At 68.7% G+C, this 23035-nt stretch carries 30 protein-coding genes and 1 pseudogene; 14 read left to right on the forward strand and 17 right to left on the reverse strand.

What is annotated here, in order from left to right:
- Positions 1 to 2: 2 nt before the first annotated feature.
- Positions 3 to 2951: an NACHT domain-containing protein gene (locus UK23_RS05230; protein ID WP_045310214.1), complete on the forward strand. Its 2949-nt coding sequence runs from the start codon at positions 3 to 5 to the stop codon at positions 2949 to 2951.
- On the opposite strand, the gene rdgB is transcribed toward UK23_RS05230, so the two are convergent.
- Together rdgB and rph are read right to left on the reverse strand one after the other, a co-directional pair.
- Positions 2948 to 3547: an RdgB/HAM1 family non-canonical purine NTP pyrophosphatase gene (gene rdgB, locus UK23_RS05235; RefSeq protein ID WP_045310215.1), complete on the reverse strand. Its 600-nt coding sequence runs from the start codon at positions 3545 to 3547 to the stop codon at positions 2948 to 2950. The genes UK23_RS05230 and rdgB overlap by 4 nt on opposite strands.
- Entirely contained in the window at positions 3544 to 4308 is a 765-nt protein-coding gene (rph, locus tag UK23_RS05240) for a ribonuclease PH (RefSeq protein WP_045310216.1), read from the reverse strand. Before rph ends, rdgB begins: the two co-directional genes overlap by 4 nt.
- Positions 4309 to 4357: 49 nt before the next feature.
- Here rph and UK23_RS05245 point away from each other — a divergent pair, with 49 nt between their 5' ends.
- The gene (locus UK23_RS05245) at positions 4358 to 4852 is read left to right on the forward strand and encodes a DUF2231 domain-containing protein (protein ID WP_045310217.1); all 495 of its coding nucleotides are present in this window, start codon (positions 4358 to 4360) and stop codon (positions 4850 to 4852) included.
- On the opposite strand, the gene UK23_RS05250 is transcribed toward UK23_RS05245, so the two are convergent.
- From UK23_RS05250 to UK23_RS05265, 4 genes are read right to left on the reverse strand one after another with little or no spacing between them, the layout of a single operon-like run.
- Complete coding sequence (locus UK23_RS05250) at positions 4810 to 5226, reverse strand: OsmC family protein (RefSeq protein WP_330769856.1); 417 nt, start codon at positions 5224 to 5226, stop codon at positions 4810 to 4812. The two genes, UK23_RS05245 and UK23_RS05250, sit on opposite strands and share 43 nt — an antisense overlap.
- A gap of 2 nt (positions 5227 to 5228) precedes the next feature.
- Positions 5229 to 5990: an MBL fold metallo-hydrolase gene (locus tag UK23_RS05255; protein WP_045310218.1), complete on the reverse strand. Its 762-nt coding sequence runs from the start codon at positions 5988 to 5990 to the stop codon at positions 5229 to 5231.
- A gap of 1 nt (position 5991) precedes the next feature.
- Positions 5992 to 6741: a glutamate racemase gene (gene murI / locus UK23_RS05260; protein WP_045310219.1), complete on the reverse strand. Its 750-nt coding sequence runs from the start codon at positions 6739 to 6741 to the stop codon at positions 5992 to 5994.
- 11 nt (positions 6742 to 6752) lie between these two features.
- Complete coding sequence (locus UK23_RS05265) at positions 6753 to 7364, reverse strand: rhomboid family intramembrane serine protease (protein ID WP_231114388.1); 612 nt, start codon at positions 7362 to 7364, stop codon at positions 6753 to 6755.
- Between the two features lie 116 nt (positions 7365 to 7480).
- On the opposite strand from UK23_RS05265, the pseudogene UK23_RS54500 reads away from it, so the two are divergent.
- Together UK23_RS54500 and UK23_RS54505 are read left to right on the forward strand one after the other, a co-directional pair.
- A pseudogene (locus tag UK23_RS54500) lies at positions 7481 to 7900 on the forward strand (SMP-30/gluconolactonase/LRE family protein); the annotation flags it as partial.
- 121 nt (positions 7901 to 8021) lie between these two features.
- The gene (locus UK23_RS54505; RefSeq protein WP_269112243.1) at positions 8022 to 8276 is read left to right on the forward strand and encodes an SMP-30/gluconolactonase/LRE family protein; all 255 of its coding nucleotides are present in this window, start codon (positions 8022 to 8024) and stop codon (positions 8274 to 8276) included.
- Between the two features lie 138 nt (positions 8277 to 8414).
- On the opposite strand, the gene UK23_RS05275 is transcribed toward UK23_RS54505, so the two are convergent.
- Genes UK23_RS05275 through UK23_RS05285 form a run of 3 tightly spaced genes read right to left on the reverse strand, consistent with a single transcriptional unit; the run spans position 8415 to position 10084 of the window.
- The gene (locus tag UK23_RS05275) at positions 8415 to 9365 is read right to left on the reverse strand and encodes a PLP-dependent cysteine synthase family protein (RefSeq protein WP_045310221.1); all 951 of its coding nucleotides are present in this window, start codon (positions 9363 to 9365) and stop codon (positions 8415 to 8417) included.
- A gap of 7 nt (positions 9366 to 9372) precedes the next feature.
- Positions 9373 to 9645 (reverse strand): MoaD/ThiS family protein, encoded by a 273-nt coding sequence (locus UK23_RS05280; RefSeq protein ID WP_045310222.1) that lies wholly within the window; start codon positions 9643 to 9645, stop codon positions 9373 to 9375.
- Between the two features lie 28 nt (positions 9646 to 9673).
- Positions 9674 to 10084, reverse strand: coding sequence for a Mov34/MPN/PAD-1 family protein (locus UK23_RS05285; protein WP_045310223.1), 411 nt, complete (start codon positions 10082 to 10084; stop codon positions 9674 to 9676).
- Between the two features lie 110 nt (positions 10085 to 10194).
- On the opposite strand from UK23_RS05285, the gene UK23_RS05290 reads away from it, so the two are divergent.
- The gene (locus tag UK23_RS05290) at positions 10195 to 10557 is read left to right on the forward strand and encodes an ArsR/SmtB family transcription factor (protein WP_045310246.1); all 363 of its coding nucleotides are present in this window, start codon (positions 10195 to 10197) and stop codon (positions 10555 to 10557) included.
- Positions 10538 to 11038: an SRPBCC family protein gene (locus tag UK23_RS05295; RefSeq protein WP_045310224.1), complete on the forward strand. Its 501-nt coding sequence runs from the start codon at positions 10538 to 10540 to the stop codon at positions 11036 to 11038. Before UK23_RS05290 ends, UK23_RS05295 begins: the two co-directional genes overlap by 20 nt.
- Positions 11039 to 11051: 13 nt before the next feature.
- Here UK23_RS05295 and UK23_RS05300 read toward each other — a convergent pair whose 3' ends face one another.
- Genes UK23_RS05300 through clpS form a run of 4 tightly spaced genes read right to left on the reverse strand, consistent with a single transcriptional unit; the run spans position 11052 to position 13130 of the window.
- Positions 11052 to 11351: a hypothetical protein gene (locus UK23_RS05300; protein ID WP_045310225.1), complete on the reverse strand. Its 300-nt coding sequence runs from the start codon at positions 11349 to 11351 to the stop codon at positions 11052 to 11054.
- Positions 11352 to 11368: 17 nt separating this feature from the next.
- Positions 11369 to 12280: a P1 family peptidase gene (locus UK23_RS05305; RefSeq protein WP_045310226.1), complete on the reverse strand. Its 912-nt coding sequence runs from the start codon at positions 12278 to 12280 to the stop codon at positions 11369 to 11371.
- On the reverse strand, positions 12277 to 12834 hold the full coding sequence (locus tag UK23_RS05310; protein ID WP_082114422.1) for a DUF2017 domain-containing protein: 558 nt from the start codon (positions 12832 to 12834) through the stop codon (positions 12277 to 12279). Before UK23_RS05310 ends, UK23_RS05305 begins: the two co-directional genes overlap by 4 nt.
- Positions 12831 to 13130 carry an ATP-dependent Clp protease adapter ClpS gene (gene clpS / locus UK23_RS05315; protein WP_045310228.1) on the reverse strand — a complete coding sequence of 100 codons (300 nt, stop codon included), beginning with the start codon at positions 13128 to 13130 and terminating at the stop codon, positions 12831 to 12833. The genes UK23_RS05310 and clpS overlap by 4 nt, the downstream gene beginning before the upstream one ends.
- 79 nt (positions 13131 to 13209) lie before the next feature.
- On the opposite strand from clpS, the gene UK23_RS05320 reads away from it, so the two are divergent.
- Complete coding sequence (locus tag UK23_RS05320) at positions 13210 to 14493, forward strand: nicotinate phosphoribosyltransferase (protein WP_045310247.1); 1284 nt, start codon at positions 13210 to 13212, stop codon at positions 14491 to 14493.
- A 1-nt stretch (position 14494) separates the two neighbouring features.
- A complete protein-coding gene (locus UK23_RS05325; protein WP_045310229.1) occupies positions 14495 to 15034 on the forward strand; it encodes an isochorismatase family protein in 540 nt (179 codons plus the stop codon).
- Between the two features lie 5 nt (positions 15035 to 15039).
- Here UK23_RS05325 and UK23_RS05330 read toward each other — a convergent pair whose 3' ends face one another.
- From UK23_RS05330 to UK23_RS05345, 4 genes are all read right to left on the reverse strand, one after another.
- Positions 15040 to 15696, reverse strand: coding sequence for a hypothetical protein (locus tag UK23_RS05330; RefSeq protein ID WP_052684371.1), 657 nt, complete (start codon positions 15694 to 15696; stop codon positions 15040 to 15042).
- Positions 15697 to 15834: 138 nt separating this feature from the next.
- The gene (gene wecB / locus UK23_RS05335) at positions 15835 to 17007 is read right to left on the reverse strand and encodes a non-hydrolyzing UDP-N-acetylglucosamine 2-epimerase (protein WP_045310230.1); all 1173 of its coding nucleotides are present in this window, start codon (positions 17005 to 17007) and stop codon (positions 15835 to 15837) included.
- Between the two features lie 67 nt (positions 17008 to 17074).
- Complete coding sequence (locus UK23_RS05340; protein WP_045310231.1) at positions 17075 to 17263, reverse strand: LPXTG cell wall anchor domain-containing protein; 189 nt, start codon at positions 17261 to 17263, stop codon at positions 17075 to 17077.
- 13 nt (positions 17264 to 17276) lie between these two features.
- The gene (locus UK23_RS05345; RefSeq protein WP_045310232.1) at positions 17277 to 18041 is read right to left on the reverse strand and encodes a choice-of-anchor P family protein; all 765 of its coding nucleotides are present in this window, start codon (positions 18039 to 18041) and stop codon (positions 17277 to 17279) included.
- Positions 18042 to 18337: 296 nt separating this feature from the next.
- Between UK23_RS05345 and xrtP the strand changes: the two genes are divergently transcribed.
- The 6 genes from xrtP (at position 18338) to UK23_RS05375 (ending at position 22945) form a co-directional block, all read left to right on the forward strand.
- The gene (gene xrtP, locus UK23_RS05350; RefSeq protein ID WP_419503866.1) at positions 18338 to 18856 is read left to right on the forward strand and encodes an exosortase P; all 519 of its coding nucleotides are present in this window, start codon (positions 18338 to 18340) and stop codon (positions 18854 to 18856) included.
- Between the two features lie 44 nt (positions 18857 to 18900).
- Positions 18901 to 20223, forward strand: a complete 1323-nt coding sequence (locus UK23_RS05355; RefSeq protein ID WP_045310250.1) for a glycosyltransferase — start codon at positions 18901 to 18903, stop codon at positions 20221 to 20223.
- A 138-nt stretch (positions 20224 to 20361) separates the two neighbouring features.
- Positions 20362 to 20754: a hypothetical protein gene (locus UK23_RS05360; protein WP_045310233.1), complete on the forward strand. Its 393-nt coding sequence runs from the start codon at positions 20362 to 20364 to the stop codon at positions 20752 to 20754.
- A gap of 122 nt (positions 20755 to 20876) precedes the next feature.
- Positions 20877 to 21449 (forward strand): biotin transporter BioY, encoded by a 573-nt coding sequence (locus tag UK23_RS05365; protein ID WP_045310234.1) that lies wholly within the window; start codon positions 20877 to 20879, stop codon positions 21447 to 21449.
- Positions 21450 to 21459: 10 nt separating this feature from the next.
- Complete coding sequence (locus UK23_RS05370) at positions 21460 to 22128, forward strand: nucleotidyltransferase domain-containing protein (RefSeq protein ID WP_196777615.1); 669 nt, start codon at positions 21460 to 21462, stop codon at positions 22126 to 22128.
- 22 nt (positions 22129 to 22150) lie between these two features.
- Positions 22151 to 22945 carry a TIGR04222 domain-containing membrane protein gene (locus UK23_RS05375; protein WP_045310236.1) on the forward strand — a complete coding sequence of 265 codons (795 nt, stop codon included), beginning with the start codon at positions 22151 to 22153 and terminating at the stop codon, positions 22943 to 22945.
- The last annotated feature ends 90 nt before the right edge of the window (positions 22946 to 23035 follow it).

A 23035-nucleotide genomic window follows, 5' to 3' on the forward strand; every position in this document is an offset into this window, starting at 1 on the left:
GGGTGGGCTTAGAAATCGTCGCAGTCTCCAAGCTAGGCCAGTCCGTGGCGCTCCGCGCCGCCACCGAATGGCTGGCCACCCCGGACACACGCACCCTGCCGCTGTCCGACCTGGCCGCCCTGGAACTCGCCAAGCCCACCCAACGAGCCAAACTCGACACCCTGGTCCAGCACATCGGCCACCAGGTGACCGAGCAACTGGAAGCCGTCCTGGACCGCTTCCCGGCCGACGAGATCACCACCGCCGTCGCCGCCGTGCAAGCCGCGCTGTCGTCCATCGACCTGTCCGACGAGGCCCTGCTCGCCGACGACGCCGACCCCGAGGTCCTGGCCCAGCGCATCCGCCGCTCACTCCCGCGCACCGACCTGGGCCGCTGCTACGACGTGGCCCTGGATCAGTCCTGCCGCTACCTGGTCCAGATCCTCAGGCACCTGCCGTCCTTCCAACCCAGGGCCCTGGCTGAAGTCCTCTCCCGAGCCACCGCCCAGACCGCTCTGCTGGAAGACGTCCTGTCCCGCCTGCCCCGCACGTCTTTGTACGCCCCGCAAGGCACCGACAACGACGACGAGTTCCGCGACGAGTACCTCCGCTACATCGCCGCGAACCTGGACTCGCTGGAGCTGCTCGGCCTGTCCACCAAGGAAAAACCCCGGCTGGCACTGAGCGTCGCCTATCTGAGTCTGACGGTCACCGACCTGAGACAGCGACGACAGGAGCAACAACGCGGCGCCTGGTTCGGGGATGTCGAGCAACGCCCGTCGTCCGGAGTGCGAGTCGAGTCGGCACTCGTCAGCCGCTCGCTGGTGCTCGGTGAGGCAGGCTCCGGCAAGACGACGCTGCTCGACTGGCTCGCGGTCACCGCGGCACGAGGCGGGTTCGTGGGCGACCTGTGCACGTGGAACGGCCTGATTCCGTTCCCCGTCCGCCTCCGCGCGTACGCCGACTCCCCGCTGCCCGAGAAGCCGGAGGAGTTCGTCATCGGATGGCTGGCCGGGATCATGCCCGCGGGTTGGGTCCACCGGGTTCTGCGTGCGGGCAAGGGCCTGTTGCTGGTGGACGGCGTCGACGAGATTCCACCGCAGAACCGCCGCAACGTGCGGAAGTGGTTGCGCGCCTTGCTGACCGCATTCCCCTCCGCGCAGGTCGTGGTGACCGCGCGTCCTGCCGCGGCCGACTCCGAATGGCTGGCGGAGCTGGACTTCTCCTCGGTCGAGCTCGAGCAGATGTCCCCCGCCGACGTGAGGGTCTTCCTCCACCGGTGGCATGAAGCCGTGGGCGCGCCCGAGGAGGTGCAACGACGGCTGACGAGCCAGCTCGGCAGCAGGCCGCATCTGCGTGCCCTGGCCTCGTCACCCCTGCTGTGCGCGATGCTGTGCGCGCTCAACCTCGGCCGGGTGTCCGAGCTGCCGCACAACCGCATGGAGCTGTACGCCGCGGCGCTCACCATGCTGCTCGACCTCCGCGACGCCGAACGCGGCATCGCCCGCATGCTGACCACCTCGGACAAGACGGTGCTGCTGGGTGATCTGGCCTGGCGCCTCACCCTCGGTGGCCGTAGCCAGCTGGCGACGACCAAGTTCCGCGAACACGTGGCGCGCAAGATCCGGTCGATGCCCAACGTGCACGACGACCCGGACGCGATCGTGAAGCACCTGCTCGAACGCAGTGGCGTCATCCGCGAACCGGTGCCGGGCCAGGTCGACTTCGTGCACAGGACGTTCCAGGAGTACCTGGCCGGCGCCGAGGCGATGCACGACGGCCAGGTCGAAACCCTGGTGGCGCACGCTCATCAGGACTCGTGGGCGCAGACGATCGTGCTGGCCTGCGGACACGGACAGCGCACGCAGGTGAGCGAACTGCTGGCAGAGATCCTCGACCGAGCCGATCGTGAACCGCAGTACTCCCGGCAGCTGCGCCTGCTGGCAGCCGCCTGCCTGGAGACCGCGCGGGACCTCGGCGCCGCGATCCACGACAGAGTCGACCGGATGATCAAAGAGCAGCTGGTTCCGCCCCTCGGCAACGAAGAGGCCGAGTCACTGGCGACGGTCGGGCACCGCGTCCTGCGTTATCTCCCGTCGAGCCTGGACGAGCTGACGGACGAGGCCGCCAGGGCCACCGTCCGCTGTGCCGGGCTGGTGGGATCGCCAGAGGCAATGAGCCGGCTCGCCCTCTACGCTCGCGATCCACGGCAGGACGTGCTGGACGAACTCGTTACGGCGTGGACTCACTTCGACCCGAAGCGCTATGCCGACGAGGTCATGGCGCGTGCCCCGCTGGAGGCCGGGCGGGTCTCCATCAACGCCGCACGCCTGATTCCCCACGTCGCGGGTCTTCGCTGCGAAACGGTGGAAATCTCGGTGCGCAACCACGAGGTCCTGCCTGATCTCACCTTCGCCCCGGCCGTTCGCGCGTTGCAGTACCTGTACGCGCACGTGGCCGGGCCCACCGCTCTCGGTCCTCTCGAGTCTTGTGAGGACCTGGAGGTGCTGTACCTGTTCGGAGCTGATCGTTTCCTCGAGCCGGACCGGCTGCCGCGCCAGTTGTACACCTTGGGGCTGTTCCAGACCGAGCTGTGGAACGACCTCGACTTTCTGAGGGACCGCGGGTACGCCAGGATCGATTTCAGCCAGGTTGCGGACACCTGCGATCTCAGCGTGCTGTCGGACATGCCGAAACTCGACATGTTCGGATGCCGCGGCTGGAGGAGTTTTGACGCGCTCGCCAGTCTCCCGGAGGTCGAGGAGCTCGCGATCGTCGACATGGACGCGACTGTGGACCTCAGTGGTCTACCCGAACTGCCCGACGTCGGCCTCCTCACCCTCCGGAGCAGCGTCGGGATCGACCTGCGGGCGCTCGCCGGGACGGCGCTGCGGCTCAGCCTGAACCGGCGCCAGCGTCACGTCGGGCTCGATCAGCTCGGGCCCGACGTGACGATCGACTGGGTCGGCTAGACCAGTTTGCGCAGGTACGGGACCAGGAGCTTGAGGGCGCGGCCGCGGTGCGACTCCGCGTCCTTCTCCTCGGCCGTCATCTCGGCCGACGTGATCTCGTACCCCTCCGGCACGAAGATCGGGTCGTAGCCGAACCCGTTGGTCCCGCGCCGAGCCCGCAGCAACGTGCCACGCCACTCGCCGCGCACCACGACCTCCTCGCCGCCGGGCACGACCATCGCCACGACCGACACGAAGGCGGCACCACGACGTTCGTCCGGCACGTCGCCGAGCTGCCCCAGGAGCAGGTCCAGGTTGGCGTCGTCGTCGCCGTGACGACCAGACCACCGCGCGGACAGCACACCGGGCATGCCGTTCAGCTCGTCGACCGCGAGCCCGGAGTCGTCCGCGACGGACACCAGGCCCGTGGCGGCAGCGGCGTCGCGGGCCTTGGCCAGTGCGTTGCCCTCGAAGTCGGGCGCGGTCTCCGGAGCCTCAGGAAAAGAAGGCACGTCCGAAAGCGACAGCACCTCGATGCCGTCCAAGCCCTCGGCGGCCACGATGCGCTGCAGCTCGCGCAGCTTCTTGGCGTTGCGCGAGGCCAGCAGGAGCTTCATCGCCGGCTCGCCTTGGGCTCCGGCAGCACACCGGGGTAGGGCTCGGAAAGCACCGCCGCCTGGATGCGGTTCAGCTCCGCGCAGCCCAGCAGCGCCACGTCCAGCATGCGGTCCAAAGTGGACCGGGCGAACGTCGCGCCCTCGCCGGTGCCCTGGACCTCGATCAACGTGCCGGCGTCGGTGGCGACGACGTTCATGTCGACCTCCGCGCGCGAGTCCTCCTCGTACGGCAGGTCCAGCCGCACGCGCCCGTCGACCACACCGACGGACACGGCGGACACCGCGCAGGACAGCGGTGACGGGTCGGCCAGGCGACCGGCCGCACCCAGCCAGGTGACCGCGTCGGCCAGAGCGACGTAGGCGCCTGTGATGGCCGCGGTGCGGGTGCCGCCGTCGGCCTGGATCACGTCGCAGTCGATGACGATCGTGTTCTCGCCGAGAGCAGCCAGATCGATACAAGCCCGCAGCGAACGCCCGATCAGGCGCGAGATCTCGTGGGTGCGGCCGCCGATGCGGCCCTTCACGGACTCGCGGTCGCTGCGGGTGTGCGTCGCGGACGGGAGCATCGCGTACTCGGAGGTCACCCAGCCGAGGCCGGAGCCCTGCCGCCACCGGGGGACGCCTTCGGTGACACTCGCGGCGCACAGCACACGGGTGTTCCCGAACTCGATCAGGACCGAGCCGGCGGGCCAGGTCTGATATCCACGCGTGATCCGGATGTCACGCAACACGTCGTCGTTTCGGCCGTCGCTTCGCACCACGGCCGCTACCTTAGTGAACCCTGCGGAGCGCAGTGGCGTAGGGAGAGACATGCTGACGATCGACGGTATTCCGCTTCACCCGTTGCTCGTGCACGCGGTGGTCGTGCTGCTGCCTCTCGCAGCACTCACCTCGGTCGCGATTGCGCTGGTCCCCGCATGGAGGCGCAAGTACGCGTGGCCCGTCCTCGGGGTCACTCTGGCCGGTGTCGCTGCTGTTCCGGTGGCCAAACAGGCCGGTGAGGACCTCATGGCCTCGCTGGAAGCCAAGGTCGGACCCAACCCCGCCATCCAGGCTCACGCGGACTTCGGCACGACGCTGCTGCCGATCGCGCTCGGGTTCGGGGTCGCGGTCATCGCGCTGCTGGTCGCTGGCAGGCTCGCGGACCGGGAGCGGCAGGCGGAGGCACCCACCACGAAGACGTGGCGGGTGATCTCAGTCGTGGTGTCCGTGCTGGTGGTCCTGCTCGCGGTCGGCACCGTCTACCAGACGGTGCGCACCGGTCACAGCGGGTCCGAGGTGGTCTGGAGCGGCGTCGGCAGCTGAAGGGGCGCCGTCGCCGACTGCTTCAACGTCCGCGTGACCGTGCAGAACTGCTCCACGGCGCGGCGGACGACGGTTTCGAGCGCCTCCGGGTCGTCCACCGCGGACAGGTCGTACGAGAGCGTCACCGGGATGGAGATCACCTCGTTGCCGCTCTCGGACTGGACCGCGTCCGCGACCGCCGTCAACGTCTCGCCACCCGTCCGGCGCAGGATCAGCGTCTCCGAGGTCACCAGCGCGCAGCCCGCCGCGGCCGCCACCAGCAGCTCGACCGGGCTGAACGAGCCCTCCTGCCCCTTGCGGCCGATCCGCACGGACGCGCCACGCCCGTTGGAAGCGACGAACTCGTGCTCGCCGACTCTCTCCAGCTCGATCACGGCTACTCCCCCACCTCGTACCGGCCGCCCTGCACGACCAGCTCACACGGCCCGCCGAACGCGGCCTTGGCCTCGTCGAGCACGTCCTCACGCGACGTCCACGGGGGCACGTGCGTGATCAGCAACCGCCCCGCACCCGCTCGTGCCGCCAGCTCTCCCGCCTCGCGCCCGGACATGTGCAGATCCGCCTGGCGGTCCGGCGCGTGCGTCCAGCTCGCCTCGCTCAGCAGCACGTCGACCCCGGCGGCCAACGAGTCCAGCGCCGCGCAAGGCCCGCTGTCACCCGTGTAGGCCAACGACACGCCACCGCGAGAAATCCGGAACCCGTACGCCTCGCACGGGTGCGCGACCACCGCGGAGTCCACAGTGAACGGTCCGATCCGGACTCGCGAGCCCAGCCCGTGGAACGAGAACACATCGCTGAAGTCCAACGACGACCGCTCAGCCTCGTTCGGCGCATAGGCAGCCACAAAACGCGAGTGAGCCTCAGCAGGCGCGTACACCGGCAACGGCCCGGAAGGCGGCACCGGGTGGTACTTCCGCGCCACGTAAAGCGAGGACACGTCGATGCAGTGATCAGGATGCAGGTGCGACAACACCAGGGCGTCCATCGAGAACAGCGGGCGCTCCTCCTGGAACCGCGACAGCACCCCGTTCCCGAACTCCAGCGCCAACGTGAACCCGTCGGCCTCCAGCAGGTAACCCGACGCGGCCGCGCCGGGTCCGGGAATGCTGCCGGAGCAGCCGAGCACGGTCAGCAGCACGTCAGCCCCATTGTTCAAAGGTAGGCAGGAACCGGGCCGCGAGTTTCGCGAATCGCTCGGGCGGACCAGTGCACGTCACCCGGTGGACGGGCTCGTCGGAGGCGAACTCGTCGCGCTCGGTCAGCAGCCGCACGACGTCCTTCACCGTCTCCTCCGCACTCGACACCAGCGTCACGGACTCGCCCATGACGATCTGGATCACGCCGGTCAGCAACGGGTAGTGCGTGCAGCCCAGCACCACGGTGTCGACCTCAGCCCGTTGCAACGGCTCCAGATACGCCTGCGCCAGCCCGAGCACCTGCCGTCCCGAGGTGATGCCGCGCTCGACGAAGTCCACGAACCGAGGACACGCCGCGGCGGTCACGGTCACGTCGCGCGCGGCTTGGAAGGCGTCCTGATAGGCGTGCGAGTTGATCGTGCCCTGAGTCGCGATCACGCCGATGCGCCCGGAATGAGTCGTGCGAACCGCTCGGCGCACGGCAGGCAGGATCACCTCTACCACCGGCACGTCGTAGCGCTCACGGGCATCGCGGAAGCACGCGGCGGACGCGGTGTTGCACGCGATCACCAGCATCTTCGAGCCCTCGTCGACCAGCCGGTCGCAGACCTCCAGCGCGTGCTTGCGCGCCTGCGCGATCGGTAGTGGCCCATAAGGACCGTTGGCCGTGTCGCCGATGTAGTGGATCGACTCGCCCGGCAGCTGGTCCATGATCGCGCGGGCGACCGTCAGGCCGCCGACGCCCGAGTCCATGATCCCGATCGTCACGCCGTGAATGTAGCCGGTGCCGGGGTGCGCCGGTTGTCACGAGACACACCCCACGCGGCCAGCACGCCGCCGATTGCGCCGAACAGGTGGCCTTCCCACGACACACCCGGCTGGCCGGGCAGCACACCCCACAAAGCCGCGCCGTACAACGCGAACACCCCGACCGCGATGAGCAGTTGCAGCCACGAGCGCGCGAAGATCCCGCGCACCAGCAGGAACGCGAGGAACCCGAACACCAGCCCGGACGCGCCGATGTGGCTGCCGGGGGTGCCGAACACCCACACGCCGAGCGCGGAGGTCAGCCAGATGACCGCGGTGACCTGGAAGAACTGCTTGAGCCCGCCGGAGGTCGCGAGGAACCCCAGCAGCAGCAACGGAACCGCGTTGCCGGTGAGGTGGCTCCAGTCGCCGTGGATCAGCGGCATCCACAGCAGGTTGTCCCACTCGCTGAAGTCACGCGGGTGCACGCCGTCGTTCTCCAGCGAGCTGCCGGTCGCCACGTCGTACGCCTCGACCAGGTAGAGGAAGCCGACGAACCCGGCCACGACGAGCAACGACAGCACGGGGTGCGGCGGGATGACCCGTTTCGCGAGGGCGGTGCGGTCCACGGTGCCAGCGTACGTGCCCATAGAGTGATCGGGTGGCGATTGAAGTAGCGGTGCGCGCATCGGCGCAGCTCGGCGAGGGGCCGACGTGGGACCACAGCAGCTCCACCTTGCTGTGGGTGGACATCCTGGCGTCCGAGGTCCACCGCTACGCCCCCGCGCGGGACGACGACGCGGTGCTCGTGCTCCCCCAGCACGTCGGCGCCGCCAAGCCGCGCTCTCACGGTGGCCTCGTCTGCAACCTGCGCGACGGCATCGCCCTGATCGACCGCGACGGCACCAAGTCGTGGCTCGTCTACTGGGCGAGGGACGGCGTGCGCGGCAACGACGCGGGCATCGACCCGTCGGGCCGTCTGTGGGCCGGCACGATGCGCTACGACCAGGCCGCCGACGAGGGATGGCTCGCCAGGATCTCCGGCGAGGGTGCCGCGAAGGTCATGGTGGACAAGGTGAACACGAGCAACGGCGTCGGCTGGAGTCCCGACGGCAGGCTCATGTACTACATCGACACCCCGACCCGCCGCATCGACGTGTTCGACTTCGACAACGCCGCCGGCACCGTCGCGAACCGCCGCGCGCTCACCCACGTCGGCAACACCGAGGGCTGGCGGCAACACCGAGGGCTGGCCGGACGGGCTCACCGTGGATGCCGACGGCTGCGTGTGGGTCGCGCTGTGGGGCGGGCACGCCGTTCGCCGCTACACGCCGGCAGGAGAACTCGACCGCGAGATCGAGCTGCCGGTCGACAACCCGACCGCGTGCTGCTTCGGCGGCCAGGACTTCACCGACCTCTACGTCACGTCAGCGCGCGTCGGCCTGTCGGACGAGGTGTTGACGCAACGGCAGTTGAACGGCTCGGTGCTCGTGCTGCCCGGCGTCGGCGCTGGTCTGCCGGGCGTCGCCTTCAACGGCTAACTGCGCCCGCATATTCGCTGCTCAAAGGCACCCTTGCAGGCTAGGATCTCAACTTCAGTTGATGAGCGCCTGGGGGAGCTACAACATGAGTGAAGATCACGCCTGGAAGGGTGCCCTGTAAAACCCTGTAAAGCAGGATCACGCCCAGAGGTGGCCGTCGAGCCGGGCGGCCGCCTCGTCCAAAGTCCCGGCGTAAGCACCGGTGGACAGGTACTTCCACCCCGCGTCCGCCACGATGAAGACGATGTCGGCCGTCTTCCCGGCCACTTCGGCCTTCTGCGCCACGGCCAGCGCCGCGTGCAGGATCGCGCCCGTCGAGATGCCGGCGAAGATCCCCTCGGACTCCAGCAGCTGCCGGGTGCGGCGCAACGCGTCGTACGAACCGACCGAGTACCGCCCGGTCAGCACCGACTCGTCGTACAGCTCCGGCACGAAGCCCTCGTCCAGGTTCCGCAAGCCGTAGACCAGCTCGCCGTACCGCGGCTCGGCGGCGATGATCTGCACGTCAGGCTTGGCCTCGCGCAGGAACCGCCCGACGCCGACCAGCGTGCCCGTCGTGCCGAGGCCGGCCACGAAGTGCGTGATGGAAGGCAGATCGGCGAGGATCTCCGGCCCCGTGCCGCGGAAGTGCGCCTCCGCGTTCGCCGGGTTCCCGTACTGGTAGAGCATGATCCAGTCCGGGTTCTGCTTGGCGAGCTCCTTGGCCGTCGCGACGGCCTGGTTCGACCCGCCGGCGGCAGGCGAGAACACGATCCGCGCGCCGTACGCCTGCAGCAGCTGACGGCGCTCGGTGGAGGTGTTCTCCGGCATCACGCACACCAGGCCGTAGCCCTTGAGCTTCGCGGCCATGGCCAGGGAGATGCCGGTGTTGCCGGACGTCGGCTCCAGGATCGTGGCGCCGGGACGCAGGATGCCGTCCCGCTCGGCCGCCTCGATCATGGCCAGCGCGGGCCGGTCCTTGATCGAGCCGGTCGGGTTGCGGTCTTCCAGCTTCGCCCAGATGCGCACGTTCTCCGACGGCGACAGGTTCGGCAGGCCCACCATCGGCGTTCCGCCGAGCGCGTCCAGGAGCGAGTCGTAGCGGGCCATCAGAAGATCAGCCGCCCGCGACGGCCGGGAGGATGGTGACGTTGTCGCCGTCCTTCACCGCGGCTTCGAGGCCACCGGAGAAGCGCACGTCCTCGTCGTTGACGTAGACGTTGACGAAGCGGTGCAGCGCGCCTTCCTTGACCAGGCGGGCCTTGAGGCCGCCGTGGTTGTTCTCCAGGTCGTCGATGACCTCGGCGAGCGTCGTACCGGCAGCGGACACCGACTTCTCGCCCCCGGTGTGGGTGCGCAGGATGGTCGGGATCGACACGGTGACGGCCATGATGGTTCTACCTCCGGGGAAATGCGACTCAGGACTCGATGATCTTGACCGGTTCCTCGGTCACGACACCGTCGACGATGCGGTAGGACCGCAGCTCGTACTCGATCGGATCACGCGTGGAGACCAGCACGTAATGCGCCTGGGGCTCGTTCGCGAACTTGATGTCCGTGCGGGACGGGTAGGCCTCCGTCGCGGTGTGCGAGTGGTAGATGACCACCGCTTCCTCGTCGTTGGCCTGCATCTCGCGGTACACCTTGAGCTGCTCGGCGGCGTCGAACCGGTAGAACGTGGGCGACCGCTCCGCGTTCTCCATCTCGATGATGCGCTCAGGCCGATCGGAGCCCTCGGGCCCCGCGATCTGCCCGCACGCCTCGTCGGGATGGTCGCGGCGCGCGTGGGCCACCATCGCGTCCACCAGGTCACGGCGAATCACCAGCACGTGCTCAATCCTACGGGCTGGCGAGAGTTGTCTCGGTATGCGAGATACCCGCGTCAAGCAGGTTGTTTTAGCTCTGGCTAATATTAGTGACGGCTACTACAGTGCCTTTCGTGCACGCGTTCGACGTACTCGGCGACCCGGTCCGCCGCCGAATCCTGGAGCTGCTCGCGAGTGGCGAGCGGTCGGCCGGTGACGTCGGCTCGACGGTCCAGGCCGAGTTCGGGATCACCCAGTCCGCGGTCTCGCAGCACTTGAAGGTGTTGCGGTCGAACGGGTTCGTCCAGGTCAGACCGGAGGGCACCCGGCGGGTGTACGCGGTGGTGCCGGACCCGCTGCAGGAGATCGACGCGTGGCTGGACCACTTCCGGCGGTTCTGGGAACCGCACCTCGACGCGCTCTCGACCGAACTCGCCAGGGGGAAGCGCGAGCGCCGGCTTCAAGAGGAGGAAGACCATGACCGACCGCAGTTATGAGGACGGAAAACTCGTCATCCGGCGGCACTACAAGGCCGTCCGGGAGGACGTCTGGGACGCCATCACCTCACCGGAACGCCTGGTCCGCTGGTTCCTGCCGATCTCAGGTGAGCTGCGGCCCGGCGGCCGGTACCAGCTCGAGGGCAACGCGGGCGGCCGGATCATCCGCTGCGACAAGCCCAGCGAAATCGGCCTGACGTGGGAAATCGGCGAGATGAACACGGATGTGCTCGTGCGGCTCGAAGCGGACGGCGACGCCACGATCCTCACGCTGACGCACTCCCCCATGCCGGGTGAGTTCGTGCCGGGCACCGGCGCCGGGTGGGAGCTGGGGCTCATCGCGATGGAGAAGTACCTCGCCGGCGACCTGCCGGAGGGACGCGCCCTCGACTGGATCGCCGCATCCGCGCCGGAAGACCTGGCCGCGGCACACCAGCTGGCGGAACAGATCGCGGGGGAATGGGCCGGGGTGCTCGGATGAGGGTCGAGGGCGTTCATCGACGCCTGCTGAGCACCACCACGAGGTAGAGGGCGAGCAACGCCACCCCGCGCCGCCGTTGCGCCTGGTCGAGCCCTCGCCACGCGGCGAGCTCCGCCCACGTCGCGAACGGCGTGACGGCCACACCGAGCTTCATGAGCACCCGCCCGACCCCTGGTGGCACCAGGAACGACAGGACGAACAGCCCTGCCGGCACGACCACCACGAGCTCCCTGCCAGGAACCGGACGCCTCGCCACTCCGCCGGGCACGAGCTCGGACACGACACCTGCTGCCTGATCGATCACATCGGCCATGCCGGAGGGGTACCCACTCAGAGGTCGCGGAAAGCGGTCACACCGTTCAGCGACGTGGCCTCACGCGCACCGGACACCACGGCTTCCGCGAACATCTCCGCTGCCGCCGTGCACAACGCGTCGAGCGCGAACGCCCGCGGCTCAGCCAGCGGCACGGCACCCGTGGCCAGCGCGAACACCGTGTCGCCGTCGAACATCGTGTGGGCGGGCCGAATCGCGCGCGCGAGCCCGTCCTGCGCGGCCATCGCGAGCCGCTGACACTCCGCTTTGGACAGTGCCGCGTCGACTGCCACCACACCGATCGTGGTGTTGAGGCCTTCGGTCTTGCGTTCGGGCAACGCCACGGCCGACGTGCCGAGCGACGGCAACCACGGCAGACCCGTTGCGCGGTCGACAGCTTCACCGGCCGCGTTCACGACGGCCAGCGCCCCGACGTGGTGCTCGCCGACCTTGGTGGCCGCGGTCCCGACGCCGCCCTTCAGCGAACCGACGCGCGCACCGGCACCCGCGCCGACGCAACCGAGAGCGAATTCCGCTGTGGCGTTGGAACAAGCTTCGTACCCGAACGACGAGTCCGGCCGGTTGCCCCACTCCGACATCGGCAGGTCGAAGATCACCGCGCCCGGCACGATCGGCACGACGTGGTGCGGCTGCGCCCCGACCTGGAACCCGATCGACCGCTCCGACAACCACCGCATGACACCGTCGGCGGCCGCCAGCCCGTAAGCCGAACCACCGCTCAGGCAGATCGCGTGCACCTGCTGGACGAGGTTCGCGGGGTCGAGCAGGTCCGTTTCGCGTGTACCGGGAGCACCACCGCGGCCGTCCACGGCACCAACAGCGCCTTCTGGCACGAGCACAACTGTCGTGCCGGTGGCCCAGCCGGGCTCGATCCGGTGGTGATGCCCGACCAGAACGCCGGGAATCACGGCATCATCGCTTCGACCAGCGTGTCCTGCACCCAGGTCAGCCAGTGGTACACGCCGAGGTGCGGCGAGCGCGGGTCCTCCGGCGGCAGTTCGTCCGGCATGTCCTCGGTGACGTCCAAAGCCGTGCCGAGCGCGAGCCGCACGTCGTTCAACGACGCGAGCCACGCCTCGGCCTCGCCGATCGACAGCCGGATCTCCCCGCCGTCGGGCGAGCAGGTCTGCAGCACGATCTCGGCCGCACCCGTCTTGTGGTCCAGAAGCTCGGGCTCGTGCAACGACCGCAGCGCCGCCGCCGAGTTGACCTCGTCCGGGTCCGGTGCGTCGTCGTCCAAACGATGGAAGTCGGGCAGAAGCCTGCCCAGGATCGGATCGTCGGGCGCTTCCGACGACCCTGTCCGAATACCGGTCAGCTCGGCGAGCTCGTCCTGGGGCGCTTCCTCGGCGCGGGCCAGCAGCATGTCCTGGATCTGGCTGACCAGACCCCGCACGACTGCGGCCTCCTGGCGGTCGAGTCTCCCGATGACGACGTCACCGTCGCGGATCCACCGCTTCACGAGGCCCGCTGCATGGTCGCCCAGAGTCCCGCCGCGTGGAGCTTCGCCACGTCGGCCTCCACCTTGTCCTTGGTGCCCGATGTCACGATCGCCTTGCCCTTGTGGTGCACGTCGAGCATCAGCTTGGTCGCCTTGTCCCTGCTGAAGCCGAACAGCTTCTGGAACACGTACGTCACGTAGGACATCAGGTTTACCGGGTCGTTCCAGACCACGGTCTGCCAGGGTCGGTCCTCGGCGGCGATCTCCTCGCCGACGGCCTCCGGCTGCGTCCGTTCCTGTTCGACGGGCGTGGTCATACCGCCAATGGTGTCATGTTCGCCGCAGTGGCGGAGACCGCGTGCGGGTAAACCGGATGCGACCTTAGGGTTGGCGACCATGAACTCGACGGCGTTGCTCACGGACCACTACGAGCTGACCATGCTCGCGGCCGCGCTGCGTGACGGCACTGGTGACCGTCCGTGCGTGTTCGAGGTCTTCGCCCGCAGGCTTCCCGACGGCCGCCGCTACGGCGTGGTCGCGGGCGTGACCAGGCTGCTGGAAGCGATCCAGGACTTCCGCTTCGGCGAGGAGGAGATCGACCAGCTGCGCCGCAACGCCGTGGTCGACGATTCGACTTTGGCATGGCTGGCGAACTACGAGTTCCGCGGCGAGATCGACGGATACCCGGACGGGGAGCTGTACTTCCCCGGTTCGCCCATCCTCACCGTGCGTGCGTCGTTCGCCGAGGGGGTCGTGCTGGAGACGCTCGTGCTCTCGATCCTCAACCACGACAGCGCGATCGCGTCCGCCGCCGCTCGCATGGTGACCGCCGCGAACGGCCGCCGCATGATCGAGATGGGCTCGCGGCGCGCCCACGAGGAAGCCGCCGTGGCGTGCGCCCGCGCGGCCTACCTGGCGGGCTTCACCGCCACCTCGAACCTCGAAGCGGGCCGCCGTCACGGCATCCCGACGGCCGGCACGTGCGCGCACGCGTTCACGTTGCTGCACGACACCGAGGAAGAGGCGTTCCGCAGCCAGGTCGAGGCGTTGGGCGTGGGCACGACGTTGCTGGTCGACACCTACGACATCACCGAGGGGATCAAGACGGCCGTCGCGGTCGCGGGGCCCGATCTCGGCGCGATCCGGATCGACTCGGGTGATCTCGGCGTGATGGCCAGGCAGGCGCGCGACCAGCTCGACTCGCTCGGCGCCCGCAACACCAGGATCGTCGTGTCCAGCGACCTGGACGAGTACGCGATCGCCGCCCTGCGCGCCGAACCCGTTGACGCATATGGCGTCGGCACGTCCGTGGTGACCGGTTCCGGCGCACCGACCGCGGGCATGGTCTACAAGCTGGTCGAGGTCAACGGCAAGCACGTCGAGAAGCGCAGCACGTCCAAGCAGTCGCGCGGTGGCTGGAAGAAGGCGCTGCGGCGGCACAAGGACACCGGCACGGCGCTGGAGGAGGTCGTGTTCCAGGCCTCCGCGGAGCCCGAGCTCGGCCCCGGCGACCGGCTCGTGCAGATCCCGCTGATGCGCGATGGACAGATCTCGCCCGAGGTCCCCACGCTGGAGCAGAGCCGCGAACGCCTGCGCGCGGCGCTGGTGAGCGTGCCGTGGGAGGGCCTCAAGCTCTCGCGCGGTGAACCCGCGATCCCGACGATCTACCTGGAGGGCTGACATGACCAAGGCTTTGATCGTCGTCGACGTGCAGAACGACTTCTGCGAGGGCGGTTCTCTGGCCGTCGCTGGTGGCGCTGCCGTCGCGGCGGCCATTTCGCAGCACATCGCGGTTTCGTCGTACGACCACGTGGTGGCGACTCGGGACTACCACGTGGATCCGGGCTCGCACTTCTCGGAGACGCCGGACTTCATCGACACGTGGCCGGTGCACTGCGTTGCCGGGACGCCCGGTGCGTCGTTCCACCCGGAGCTCGACGTGGCCGGGATCGAGCAGGTGTTCTCGAAGGGCCGGTTCGCCGCCGCCTACTCGGGTTTCGAGGCGGAGAACGACCTCGCCGGGTGGCTGACGGACAACGGCGTGACCGAGGTGGACGTCGTCGGCATCGCGACCGATCACTGCGTCCGCGCCACCGCTCTCGACGCGCAACGCAACGGCTTCCGCACCACGGTTCTGGCGGACCTGACCGCGGCCGTGGCCGAGACCACCCGCGACGCCGCTCTGGACGAGCTGCGCGCCGCGGGTGTCGTTGTGTCCTAACGGTTTTACGGCGTCGGTGAACAGGCCGTGGTGCCGACGGTGATGCTTCCGGTGTAGCCGGACGACGGCTCGAACGTGAGCTTGAGCAGCGTCATGCTGATGCTGCCGTCGTTCGGCACCGGGAACACGGTGTCGGTGAACTTCACCTTGGCGAGCACGGTTCCGTTGCTCGCCTTGACCTCGTGCACGTAACCGGACGGGATGTTCTGCGGCAGCCCGGTCCAGCCGGACATGCCCTTGAGCTCCCAGCCCGCCGACGTGCCCTTCTCGTCCGCGGTGCAGGTGATGGACCACTCACCGATCTTGAGCCGCGGGCCGTTCTTCGCGACGAGCGCGGACAGCTCGAACGCCTTGCCCTTGGCCACGGACGTCGTCTTGGTGAGCAGCTCTGCCGGGTTCACGACCTCGGTCGTGCAGGCCGAGCTGGTCTCACCGACCTTGAAACCGTTCTTGCTCACGGCCGGGCTGGACCCGGTGACCGTGCCCGCCTGCTCCGGGTTCACGTCGCACACGGCGAGCGGCTCGACCTTGAACGTCTGGTCCGCCTTGGCGAAGTCGGCGGAGCCCGAACTGGCCGTGCCGGGCGGGTTGCTCGCGTGCGCGGGAGCTCCGGTCGCCAACGCCAGCGCGACCACGGCCCCTGCGACCACAATCTTGCGCACTGTTGCTCTCTCCCCTATGGCTCGATTTCCCACCGCCCGATAATGGTTGTGTTGCGTGGCGCTGATAACAGCTCGGCACCCCATGTCACCCATTAGTGAATTCGCAATTACACGACCGGGTGACAGGCGAACTGTTGGTCAGCGGACACCGGCCAGCGTGGCGAACGGCTCCCGGCGCGGCAGAGCGGTCGGCAGGCCCGCCAGCCTCTCCAGCGCGGAACACACCCGGACCGCGGCACGCCCGTCGCCGAACGGGTTGCGCCCCAGCGGAAGCCGCAGCCGGGAGCCGAGCACCCAGCCCGCTTCGGCGAGGATGCGGGTGGTGTCCGTGCCGACGAGCCAGGCGCACCCGGCGTCGACGGCGAGCATGCGTTCGGTGGTCTCGCGCAGCACGAGCACCGGGACGCCGAACGTCGGCGCCTCCTCCTGGATGCCACCGGAGTCGGTCAGCACGAGGGCCGAGCGGCGCAGCACCCGTACGAGGTCGGGGTAGTCCAGCGGGTCGGTGATGACCACGCGTTCGTGGCCACCCAGGAGTGACACGACCTGTTCGCGCACACCGGGGTTCGGGTGCGCGGGGATCAGCACGTGCACGTCGGGGTGACGGTCGGCGATGGAGCGCACGGCGTTCAGCACGCGCATCAACGGGCGGCCCCACGACTCGCGGCGGTGCACCGTGACGAGCATGAGCCGGCCACCCGTGGCGTCCAGAGTTCGTTCCAGCGCAACGAGATCCGGGCTGGACGCGGGGAGGTCTGCGGAGGCGACGCGCTGCACGGCGTCCACGACGGTGTTGCCGGTGACGACGATGTGGCTGTCCGGCAGGGATTCCGCGTTCAGCGCGTTGGCGGCGTCGTCGGTCGGCGCGAGGTGCAGCGAGGTGATGCGGGAGATCATCTGCCGGTTCCCCTCCTCGGGGAACGGGCCGTAGAGGTCACCGGTGCGCAGACCGGCTTCGAGGTGAGCCACGGGGATTCCGCGCCAGAACGAGGCGAGCGCCGCGGCCAGCGTGGTGGTGGTGTCGCCCTGCACGAGGGTGACCGCCGGGTCGCGCTCCTCCAGCACGGCGTCGAACTCGGGTAACAGCCGGGAGACCAGCTCGGCCTGGGTGCCGTTGATCCTGGGCACGTCCAGCCGCACGTCCGGCACCAGGTCGAACGCGCCGAGCGCCTGCTCGACCATGCCGGCGTGCTGTCCGCTGTGGACGATCGTGGGGCGGAGGGCGGGGTGACCCTTCAACGCGATGGCGACGGGTGCGATCTTCACTGCTTCTGGGCGCGTACCGGCCACCAGCAGAACTTCTTTGCTCACCGTTGTCCTCTCTCGGGGAGACCGGGAGACCCGCCTGGGGCCGGGGGCAACCCCAGGCGGGCTCTTGTCAGCCAGCTCGGTTTCTGGCCTTCGCCGTGGCGGGCACGCGCTTGCGGCGCGTGCTGTGCAGCAGGAACGCGCCCACGAGCAGGAGGACGATTCCCGCGACGATCCACCACGTCACGTCCGCGCCGGTGACCGCGAGGGCTCCGACACCCGTGCCGACACCGATGCCGGTACCGGGGACCTTGTACATCTGCCGCTCCTCTTTAAGCCGCGTTCAAAGCAGCGCGACGACGCAGCGCCACGAAGGCGACCGGAGCGGCGACGACACCGAGCAGGCCGAGGCCGATCCACAGCCCCGCACCCGACGCCATCGGGATGGGCAGGCCGGCGGGTCCGCAGGTGGCGGACGAGAGGATCACGTCGCCGGTGCCGAGGGAGCCGAGCTTGCCCTGCAGCAGCTTGACGTGAATCGCGTTCACGGTGAGGCTGCCGTCGTTGTTCTTGTACTGCTCGTTGAAGATGACCTCGGCGATCTTGATGCCCGCCAGTTCCACGTTCAGCACCGTGTTGGGCGCCGGGTCGGCGTTGACCTGGCCGAGCTTGCCGAGGTTCACGCCCGCGAGCTTGGACTTGCCGACGAGCCCCTTCTGGGTCGCCGCGCACTCCGCCTCGACCAGCTCGGCGGAGATCTTGCCGGTGACCTTGGAGAGCAGGTCGACCCGGACGTCCGCGGTGCTCGCCCGCGAGTACACGCCGCCGGACTTGTCGTCCCGCGACGCGGAGGCGTTGATGACACCGGTCTTCAGAATCCCGGGCAGGTCAACGCCGACGAACGTGTTCTGGGTCGGCCCGTTCGCATTGGCGGCGGCGAACGGTTCGGCGTGGACCGCCGGGTTGCCGAGCAGCGTCACGTCGAGCCTCGCACCGTATGCCGAGGCGTCCCCCGGAGCGGCCGAAGCAGGTGCGGCACCGACCAGGAGTGCGGCAATCGCGATGACTCCTGCCAGTCCCGTCATTCGGACACGCATGAAACTCCTTCCCTTGATTCCTCCGGCCCCAGGGCGCGCCGATACCAATCTGGTTTCACGCTTTCCGGGGGCAATTACCGGCATCGGCTTTCTTTCGAGGGAACTGAGGGTTACTCCCCGTATCGGGCGACACGACCACCCAACTCGCCCAGTCGGCGCCACTCATCGTGTGCTTTTTGATCAATTTCCGGTTACGGCGTCACCCGATCCGGGGGTGAGGGCTGACGTTGCGTCTACCGATGGAACGTCAGGTAGCCCGTCTGGGCGCTCCCTCAATCGGTGGAAAGGATCCAAGGGTGACGCTTGCCGTGCGCCGCACCGCATTCCCGAGCCGGGTGACGGTGGCCGTCCTGCTCGGGGTTGCCGCGGGACTCGTGTTCGCACACCGCCTGTACCGCACGGCGGAGATCTCGCTGTCCGGCGCGATTCTCAGCGTCATCAGCTCCTACGGCGTGGACGTGATCCCGGATCGGCAGACCGTCTACTTCGGACTGGGCTCGGACACGCCGCTGGGCCTGCGGATGACGCCGGAGTGCACGTCCGCGTTCCTGGTGCTGCCGCTGATCGTCGTCGGCGCCGTGATGATCGCTCTCAGGCCTCGCATCCAGTCGCGCGTGCTGTTCGCACTCGGGGTCGCGGCGCTGGCGGTCGTGATCGTGAACCAGTTCCGCGTGCTGACCCTGGTCGGGCTCGTGCAGTGGCTGGGTGTCGACACCGGTTACTACTGGGGTCACACGCTGCTGGGCTCGATGGTGAGCGTCTTCGGTGGCGCGGCCGCGTTGGTCGCGTTCGTCTGGCTGGCCACGCGCAAGTGAGCCTCGACCTCGTCCTCGGGTTCACGCAGGCGCTCGCTCTCACGATGAGCGTCGCCTTCGTGACGTACGTGTTCTTCATCGTGGTGCCGTACCTGCGGCGCAAACCGGCGCCTCTGGGTGATCCTTCGTCGTTGGAGTGGCACTTCTTCGTGCCGTGCCGCGACGAAGAGGCCGTCATCGGTGACACGATCAGGTATCTGCGAGGCACTTTCCCCATCGCACACGTGTGGGTGATCGACGACGACTCCGACGACCGCACGGCCGGTGTCGTGCGCACGCTGAAGCGCAACGGCGGTGTGCGCGACACACACATCCACCTCGTGCAACGCCAACGTCCCTATGCCCGCACCGGCAAGGGCAACGCGTTGAACGACGCGTACAGGACGTTGAAGCTGTGGATGGGCCGCCGGGCGGACACGGACCGCGCGATCATCGTGGTCGTGGACGCTGACGGACGGCCTGCTCCTAACTGTCTGGAAGTCTGTGCGGCTGCTCATCTCTTCGGCAACCCGCGGATCGGTGCCGTGCAGGTGGATGTGCGGATGATCAACGCGGGCCTGCGCCAGCCCGGGGTTTCCTTGTGGCGGCGGACTTTCGGTGCCGCGCTGGTGCGGATGCAGGACCTGGAGTTCCGGACGGCCATCGCGGCGATCCAGATGTCGCGCGGCGCCACCGGCACGATTTCGATGGGCGGCAACGGTCAGTTCACCCGGCTGTCCGCTTTGGACTCGATCGCGGGACCCACTGGTTCGCCGTGGCGCGGCTCGTTGCTGGAGGACTTCGAGCTCGGCGTGCACCTGCTGACCGCGGGCTGGCACACCGGTTTCTCGCTGGACACGCACGTGAACCAGGAGGCGTTGTACTCGTTGCGCCGCTTCTTGGCCCAACGCACCCGTTGGGGCCAGGGAACAATGCAGTGCATGCGGTACCTGCGGCGGATCTGGGACTCCGAGCACCTGACGACCCTCGGTGCCGCCGAGATGATGTACTACCTGGCGCAACCGTGGATGCAGTTGCTCGGCACGCTGATCTACCCGATTCCGATGGCCATGATGGCGTACCGGTTCGTGGTGTCGCCTGGTGAAGTCGTCGCGTGGTTCTTCGACGGCGCGTGGATCCTCTTCACCGTGTACGGCGCGTTCGGCCTGTTGCCGTTCGTGTTGTGGGGACCGGTGTACCGCGCGCGCTGTGTGCCGGTGTCGTTCTGGAAGTCCATCGGGTACGGGTTCGGCTACGCGCTGTACATCTACACCTTCTACATCACGTCGTGGCGCGCGCTGATCCGCTTGGTGCGCGGCAACAACGGCTGGACCAAGACCCGCCGCAACACCGAGAGGGCGGCGGGCAAGGTCGCGTTGGACTCGTGACCCGGCCATCGTCGAAGTGATGAAACCTCTTGGTTGACCGGAGGAAACGGCGGACTCAGGGTGGATCCGGGACAGAGCCGCAGCTTTACTGGTCGAGCGGATGCGGACGGACCCACCCGCGCAGCGAAGGAGTCCACAATGTACAGATTCGGGCGTGCCGCCGTCATGGCACTGCTTGGTTCGATCATGGTCACCGGTGTCGTGGCGCCAGGATCGGCCGGGGCGGCTCCCACTGGGATCAAGGTCAAACTCTGCAACAAGACCAACAAGGACTCGGGCGCCGAGGTCGGCGGACTGAACGTGAACGGCAAGTGGATGCGCGTCGGCCCCGCGCTCCGGCTCCTGCCATCGGAATGCCTGGAGGTGCGGGACTACAGAAGCCATCCGTCGAGGGACGCCTACTGGGCCAAGGACCAGTGGCTGAAGATCTACATCTCGGCCACCAACGCCGGCTTGGAAGGCTCTTGTCATCTCAAGAAGAGCATCCCCGACGGATCCACGCAGCAGTGCAACATCCTGCGGACGCCCTAGTCGCCGGTGCCGGCGAGGTCACCGCTGATGTGTGACCTGTCACTTTGTGGACAGCGGACGAAGACGTTCTCGAGCCGCCCTGGTTAACCTCAGTTCACTCGCCTATCCGCCAGGGAGGGAACGTGGCTCTCGCACTCGCGCCCCGTCGCACCGTGCTCGCCGACTTCGTGCCGGGCGCACTCGTCCGCGACCTGACCCTGGTGGTGGGCGGCGCCGCCGTCACCGGCCTCGCCGCCCAGGTGGCCCTGCCGGTTCCCGGCAGCCCGGTGCCGCTGACCGGCCAGACGTTCGCCGCGTTGCTGGTCGGCGCTGCGCTCGGCTGGCAGCGCGGCGCGACCTCGATGCTCCTGTACTTGATCGCGGGCGTCGCGGGCGTGCCGTGGTTCCAGGGCGGTTCGTCGGGCGTGCCGGTGTCTTTGGGCTACGTCGTGGGCTTCGTGTTCGCGGGTGCTCTCGTTGGTGCGCTTGCCGGGCGCGGTGGTGATCGCACGCCGTTGCGCGTGGTCGGCACCATGGTGCTCGGCAACCTGGCTATCTACGCCGTCGGCGTGCCGTGGCTGATGGCCATGACCGGCATGTCCCTCTCGAAGGCCGTGGCCGTCGGCGTGGTCCCGTTCCTGCTCGGCGACGCCCTGAAGATCGCGCTGGCGGCCGGCGTGCTGCCGGGAGCCTGGGCACTCGTCCGTCGTCGGTAGCTTGGACCAGGTGATCACGCCTGGGGAATATCTGTCGTTCTTGGACGCGCGCCTGCCAGGTCTCGTGGTGGGCGCGCATCTTCATGGCTCGCGCGTGCTGGACGACGTCGTTCCGGACTCGGACCTGGACATCGTCATCGAGCTGTCCTCGCCGGCCGAGCTGCCGTCGTTCGAAGGTGCCGACGTCGCCGTGGTTCTGGCCGGGTCGCTGGAGAAGCCGGTTTTCGACGTGACGCCGTTGGCCGGCGAGATCACTCCGGTGCTGTGGCAACAGCTGCGAACCGTCGGTCAAACCGTGCGCGGCGCACGCCCCACATGTCCGGGCACTGCTGCTGACGTCGAGGCGTACTGCCGCGACAACCTCGTCAGCTACTGGAAGCTGGACTTCGACCGGTTCCGCGAGGTTCTGCCCACCTTGGACCCGCGCAAGGTGATACCGCGGGACGCACTGCTGTGGGTCGGGCTCGGACCAGCGCGGCTCTGGCACACCATTCACACCGGCGAGATCATCGGCAAGTCCCGCGCCGGTGAGCTGGCCGCCAAGCGGTGGCCCGACCTCGCGCCACCGATCCTCGACCTGGTGGCGTCGCGCCGAGGCGGGGACGTCCAGCTCACCGTGGACCACGGCCGGGCTTCGCTGGAGCTGTTCGACCGAATCCTGGCCGACGTAACGACCTGAGGCTTTCGCCCGAGAAATCCGCGTGACGACGCATACCCCGGAAGAGCTGGGCTGTCTCGTCGGCGGCCCTTCCCGCGCCGCCGAGGTCGCCCTGGCCCGTCTGCTGCACGCCGGCGCGGTCCGGATCTCCCGCGACGGCGTGGTGACGGCGGTCCACCGCAACCCGGGCCGCCTCACGCCGTTGGAAGCGCGGATCCTGAACAGCGTCCAGGTGGGCAGGTACCTGCACGACGTGCTGCGGGAGACGGCCACCTCACCTGAGGCCGAGGGCCTGCGCCACCACCTCGCGGACCGCGGCCTGCTGCGGCACCACCGGTCGTGGCGTCCCAGGCTGTACCCGTGGCTGTTCCTGCTCGGGGCGGCGCTCGTGCTGACCGGCTTCTTCCGGATCGTGGTGCCGGACCTGCTGCGGGAGCTCCCGGTGCCGGACATCACCGAGTACCCGCCCTGGTACTTCTTCGCGGCCGGCGTGGTGGTGTTCGTCTGGGCTTCGGTGCTGAAGGCGCGTGACCCCGGCCGGCTGCGGACCAGGTCCGGTTACCAGCTGGCGAAGCGGGCACAGCTGCGGGTCAGCACCCAGGACCCGGTGGGCGCGGTCGCGTCTCGCGGACTGCGCGGCAAGGTCGGCCGGGTCGCGATCGCCGGGATGCTGGGGCTGACGCCGGTGATGGTCGGGCTGCTGCCCGCGCGTGACACCTCGTCCAGCAGCAGTTGCGGCAGTGGCTGTTCGTCGAGCTCGTGCGGCAGCGGTGACAGCGGTGGCGGCTGCGGTGGAGGCGGCTGCGGCGGCGGGTGCGGTGGAGGCGGCGGCGACTGAGTCCGCGCCGACTGGGCGGGTCTGTGTCCGCGGTGTCTGGCGGAGACTGTCGGACCTGCCGGGTACGGTCTGTCTCGTGCCTGAAGTTCC

The sequence above is a fragment of the Lentzea aerocolonigenes genome (genome assembly GCF_000955955.1).
Classification (GTDB): Bacteria; Actinomycetota; Actinomycetes; order Mycobacteriales; family Pseudonocardiaceae; genus Lentzea; species Lentzea aerocolonigenes_A.

What these genes read in the sequence shown, in the direction of transcription:
- UK23_RS05300 (WP_045310225.1), bottom strand. Translation starts at nt 11,351, where the DNA reads ATGGCCGATGTGATCGATCAGGCAGCAGGTGTCGTGTCCGAGCTCGTG.
- UK23_RS05245 (WP_045310217.1), top strand. Translation starts at nt 4,358, where the DNA reads ATGCTGACGATCGACGGTATTCCGCTTCACCCGTTGCTCGTGCACGCG.
- clpS (WP_045310228.1), bottom strand. Translation starts at nt 13,130, where the DNA reads ATGACCACGCCCGTCGAACAGGAACGGACGCAGCCGGAGGCCGTCGGC.
- UK23_RS05275 (WP_045310221.1), bottom strand. Translation starts at nt 9,365, where the DNA reads ATGGCCCGCTACGACTCGCTCCTGGACGCGCTCGGCGGAACGCCGATG.
- murI (WP_045310219.1), bottom strand. Translation starts at nt 6,741, where the DNA reads ATGGACTCGGGCGTCGGCGGCCTGACGGTCGCCCGCGCGATCATGGAC.
- UK23_RS05280 (WP_045310222.1), bottom strand. Translation starts at nt 9,645, where the DNA reads ATGGCCGTCACCGTGTCGATCCCGACCATCCTGCGCACCCACACCGGG.
- UK23_RS05360 (WP_045310233.1), top strand. Translation starts at nt 20,362, where the DNA reads ATGTACAGATTCGGGCGTGCCGCCGTCATGGCACTGCTTGGTTCGATC.
- UK23_RS05345 (WP_045310232.1), bottom strand. Translation starts at nt 18,041, where the DNA reads ATGCGTGTCCGAATGACGGGACTGGCAGGAGTCATCGCGATTGCCGCA.
- rdgB (WP_045310215.1), bottom strand. Translation starts at nt 3,547, where the DNA reads ATGAAGCTCCTGCTGGCCTCGCGCAACGCCAAGAAGCTGCGCGAGCTG.
- UK23_RS05325 (WP_045310229.1), top strand. Translation starts at nt 14,495, where the DNA reads ATGACCAAGGCTTTGATCGTCGTCGACGTGCAGAACGACTTCTGCGAG.
- UK23_RS05295 (WP_045310224.1), top strand. Translation starts at nt 10,538, where the DNA reads ATGACCGACCGCAGTTATGAGGACGGAAAACTCGTCATCCGGCGGCAC.
- UK23_RS05320 (WP_045310247.1), top strand. Translation starts at nt 13,210, where the DNA reads ATGAACTCGACGGCGTTGCTCACGGACCACTACGAGCTGACCATGCTC.
- UK23_RS05340 (WP_045310231.1), bottom strand. Translation starts at nt 17,263, where the DNA reads ATGTACAAGGTCCCCGGTACCGGCATCGGTGTCGGCACGGGTGTCGGA.
- UK23_RS05355 (WP_045310250.1), top strand. Translation starts at nt 18,901, where the DNA reads ATGAGCGTCGCCTTCGTGACGTACGTGTTCTTCATCGTGGTGCCGTAC.